Origin of the sequence: Streptomyces sp. NPDC048248, assembly GCF_043201875.1 — a bacterium.
GTDB lineage: Bacteria > Actinomycetota > Actinomycetes > Streptomycetales > Streptomycetaceae > Streptomyces.
The window spans coordinates 1-4,178 of the sequence record NZ_JBICZL010000048.1; the positions used below are offsets into that span (position 1 = coordinate 1).

The 4,178-nt window shown below is 67.3% G+C and carries 4 protein-coding genes and 2 pseudogenes; 4 read left to right on the forward strand and 2 right to left on the reverse strand.

Annotation, left to right across the window (positions count from 1 at the left end):
- The first annotated feature begins 979 nt into the window (after nt 1-979).
- Complete coding sequence (locus ACGFZW_RS38830) at nt 980-1,189, forward strand: hypothetical protein (RefSeq protein WP_393898053.1); 210 nt, start codon at nt 980-982, stop codon at nt 1,187-1,189.
- Nucleotides 1,190-1,496: 307 nt separating this feature from the next.
- Nucleotides 1,497-2,033, forward strand: coding sequence for a restriction endonuclease (locus ACGFZW_RS38835; RefSeq protein WP_393898054.1), 537 nt, complete (start codon nt 1,497-1,499; stop codon nt 2,031-2,033).
- A 196-nt stretch (nt 2,034-2,229) separates the two neighbouring features.
- Here ACGFZW_RS38835 and ACGFZW_RS38840 read toward each other — a convergent pair.
- Nucleotides 2,230-2,400: pseudogene (locus ACGFZW_RS38840) on the reverse strand (RNaseH domain-containing protein); the annotation flags it as partial.
- Between the two features lie 115 nt (nt 2,401-2,515).
- Here ACGFZW_RS38840 and ACGFZW_RS38845 point away from each other — a divergent pair.
- On the forward strand, nt 2,516-2,695 hold the full coding sequence (locus ACGFZW_RS38845; RefSeq protein ID WP_393898055.1) for a hypothetical protein: 180 nt from the start codon (nt 2,516-2,518) through the stop codon (nt 2,693-2,695).
- A 280-nt stretch (nt 2,696-2,975) separates the two neighbouring features.
- Nucleotides 2,976-3,628, forward strand: a pseudogene (locus tag ACGFZW_RS38850) (HNH endonuclease family protein).
- Nucleotides 3,629-3,836: 208 nt separating this feature from the next.
- Here the strand turns inward: ACGFZW_RS38850 and ACGFZW_RS38855 are convergent.
- A partial coding sequence (locus tag ACGFZW_RS38855) for an SUKH-4 family immunity protein (RefSeq protein WP_393898056.1) occupies nt 3,837-4,178 on the reverse strand: 342 nt, incomplete at its 5' end.

The following is a 4,178-nucleotide window of genomic DNA, read 5'->3' on the forward strand; positions in this document are numbered from 1 at the left end:
GCGCGGCGTGCCAGCAGCTTCCGGTCCCGCTCTCCCAGCCGGTCGGTGAACCCGGCCTCCAGCAGGGCACCCAGTCGGTTATTGCTCATGATCCAAGAGCATAGGGCGCGCCGCTGACAGCCGGGGGGCGTGTCTATCGGGTCAGCCCGTGGCCCATGTGGCCGGGAGCAGCAGGAGGCCTGGCCACTGCGGCGAGCGCATTGACGGCGGCGTCGTGGTGGTCGTCTTTCCGGTTGTAGGCAGCGAGCCATAGGCAAGTGTCGACGACGGCGATGGTGGTGCTGTGGTCACCGGTCGAGCTCCTGGTGGAGCAGCTCGTCAGTGCCCGCCGCTAGGTCCGGTGGACCGTCGAAGAGTCCCCAGTCGTCTGGGGGGAGTGTCTCTCCGACTGCGGTGGTGGGCAGCTTCAGTGCGCCGGCTGCCCATTCGATCGCGAGCGCCTCGGGTGTCCGGCCAAGGACTGCCGCGAGGTCACACGCAGGAGGGCTGCCCGACTGCCGGTGACAGTGACGCTGGCAGTGATCTCAGCGTGAGAATCGGGTGGAGTGTCGGCAGGCTGGTCGCTCATCACGTGCTCTCCTCGTTCTGTGTACTCCATGGTGCCCTTACCTGCCGAGGAATCAGGGCAGAACGCCAGCATCTGGGGCTGGAGAACCATCCCTGCGAGGGGAGCGGGACGAGAGCTAGGGCCCGCCCCGTTCAACGGGGAGCGATTCGTCATGGCGATGGTGACGCCATCGAGGACACCAGCGAGGGTCTTCACCGTCCTGCGCCGGTAGTGCACGCTGGTGGGTCGTAAGTGATGGCCGAGAGGCACCTGACCGCATAACTACTGCGTCGTCTGCGGTGGCAGGCCCTGGTTTCGGCCTGGGGCGCCGCTTTCACGTCAACCCGATCCTGTTCGAAAGACACTGCGCCCCCGACGGCGGTACACCAGCAGCAGACCCGCCACCCGGCGGACGTCGGAGAGGACCGCCGGATGCTGACCATCAACGTGGCTGTGCTGCTCGCCTTCATCGTCATCCTGCGGTTCCGTCGGCCCGTTCAGCCCCGCCCCCGCATCGACCAGGCCTTCGGGATCACGGTGATCCTCGTCCTCGGGCTGCTCCTCGCGCCGACCGAGTTCGGACAGAGCATGCTCAGCGCGGTACGTCAGCTGGTGGAGGGCATCGCGCAGGCGAGTCAGTGAGGCGGTGCGCAGCAGGGATCGGCGTCGGTCATGGACAAGTGGTTGGCCTTAAGGCCAACGACGAGGCACAACCAGCCAACGTCACCGGGCTTGTCCACCTCGGGCACGTCGCCACAGAACACTGAGGGGACCAGACCGTTTTCCCGGGGGATGTATGGCCACGCCCGCTCGTCGACGCTCCGCTGCCCGCCGTCCGAATCGCCGGCCCCGTCTGACGAGGCGGCCCCGCGGCAAAGCCGCCCGTCGACGTGCACGCGAAGCCCAGGCCTTCGCGGCCCTCCTCATCGGGGCCTTCGTCATCGCCGCCGTGAGTGCCTACCCCATCACCAGCATCATCGTCATCGTTCTGGCAGCCGTTGCGGCCGTGACCATCTACCTCGTCCGCACCGGCCGACTCCGCCTGCTGGCGGGCTTGGCCGGCGCAGCAGGGTCCGGGCCCGGCAGGGACTTCACTCACACCATCGTCGCCTACCAGAACATGGGCTACACCGACTTCGAGCACGCCATGGCAGACCTCGCCCGCCGCGACCCCGCCGTCCGCAAAACTGAAGTCTCCGGCGGCAAGAACGACCGCGGCCTCGACGTCCTGGTCCACCTCCACAGCGGCGACCGCTACCTCCTGCAGTGCAAGCGCTGGAAAGGCCGCGTCGGCTCCGAAGAGGTCATGAAGATCAACGGCACCTACCGGGACATCCACAACTGCGTCGGCGCGGCCATCATCACCACCAGCGCCTTCACCGCAGACGCCGAGCGCACCAACGCCATGCTGCCCAAGGCGCTACGGCTCATCGACGGCCGTGGCCTCGCCCGCTGGGCCTCCGGCGGCAGGCCGCCTTGGGCTTGAGGCGCAGTCGGGGGAGTTGCATGTCGGACAGCGTGTCCTGAATCCACCGGACCCGCAGTCGCTTCAGACGTCGCAGCGAGCGGGCCGCCGACGGCAACGGATCAGTTCGCTCCGGTGGGGCCACGGGAGGTGGAGCCAAGTCCTCCACCTCCCGCACCTGTCCACGGTGCCGTCGCCTGTGCTCCGTGGATTATCCCTAGTCCCCTTGGTCCCCGCTCCCGGGCTCTGCGTCGACTGCGTCGCGCCGGTACTGCGGGTGGTCGTGGTCCATCTGCCGTGCCGCATGCAGGGGCACCGGGTACCGGGCGCGGTCGGACCAGAAGAGGGGCTGGTGGCACAGGCGGGCGGTCATCGCCGCCAGCGCTTCACGTGTCCAGGAGGAGAATGAGGAGCTGGTTCGTAGAAAGCGTCAGCTACCGGTCCGTGAAGGGTTTCTGCGACGTGCCGCCTTGGCGGACCGCAGCAGTCTCGCCGTTTCGTCCGTGGATGAGGGGCAACTGCAGGACCTCGTCCTCACCGCGCTGAAGCTGGCCCGCTACGACCGCGAGCATCAAACGGCGGCCGGTCCGCTCTGCCTCGCGGAGGTCACCTTCGACAGTCCCGCTGATGAGCTCCGGGCCTACATCCGTCAGGAGTACGCCGCTTGGGCAGCCGCCCGCTAGCCCACGATGCATCCTTGCGTCGGCGGGCTCCCCCCGCGGCGGGGATGACGCCGTGGGCGTATGAACAACTTGGCCCACCTCTCGCGATCTGGCTGGCCTCGGCGCCGCCGCGCCGGGGCGCTCGATGTGCGGATGGCCGGCGGGACCACGCACCACGGGACGAGCGCGGCCCCTGCTTCGCCTCCGTCGCGCTTCTGGTGCGGTACGACTTACCGCTCTGCCGGGTGAGAGCCCCGCACATCCCTCCCGAAGTCTCCTGTGAGGGCGCTATCAGCAGCTCATGATCAAGATGACTGTCCGCGCTTTCGCGGCCGCGGCCCTCGCCCTGTTTCCCCTCACCGCAGCTGCCACGCCAGCGCACGCCGCCGAGACGCTCAGCCTCCACCATGCGATCGAAATCCTCCCGCTGGCCGCAGAATCCCGCGAAGGCTACGAGCGGTCGAAATTCCGGCACTGGATCGACGAGGACAAGGACGGCTGCAACACCCGGGCGGAAGTCCTCCTGGCCGAAGCCGTCACCCAGCCCAGCGTCGGGGCCGGCTGCAAGCTGTCCGGTGGCACCTGGTTCTCGTACTACGACAACACCGAGGTGCAAGGCCCCTCTGGTCTCGACATCGACCACATGGTCCCGCTGGCCGAGAGCTGGGATTCCGGAGCGTCCCAGTGGACGGCTGAGCGTCGCCAGGCCTACGCCAACGACCTCGGAGCCGAGCGTTCCCTCGTCGCCGTCACCGCCCGCAGCAACCGCTCCAAGGCCGACCAGGACCCCGCCGAATGGATGCCGTCAGCCCCCGACGCACGGTGCACGTACCTGTCCGACTGGGTCGGCACCAAACTGCGCTGGTCCCTGACCGCCGACCAACGCGAACGCGACACCTGCGCCAACTCGCTGCCGGCTGCGAGGACACCACCGTGCAGTACGAGCCGGTATAGCCCCCCACTGCAGTTCGGACCCGACTCCTGAAGCTCGGACATATTTCGTTTCCAGTCGCATAAGAGGACCTGTGCCGGATGATGTGGTCATGAATCACAGGGCACGGACCTACGCGGTATGTGCGGTCAAGTGGGACGAGAACCAGACAGACGCCGCCGAGGGAACCTTTGAGGCGGCCCTGACGAACGCCCTGGTCGTCATCGGCTCCTATGTGTCTCGTCCGCCTGTGGTCAGCGGACGAGTCCAGCCGTCGTATTGAGCCCCCTGGCGGTCAATGGTCGACAGGAGAACATCGAAGTGGCTGCGGATGACGTAGGCATCGTGATCGTTCACGCGTGTGCTTACCATGCGCAGGCCTCGGTGCAGAGCGAGCAGCAGCGCGGTGAAGTGGGCAAGGCTGGAGGCGATGAGTTCGTCGTCTTCGTGCTCGTCGAGGAGCAGCACTTGGCCGTTGTCGCCGTCGATGATGACCGGTGTGTTGTGCCACGTCCCGATGGAGAAGTCAGGCCGGGTGGGATCGTCGGGCCAGGAGATCTCTTGCAGTCCTTC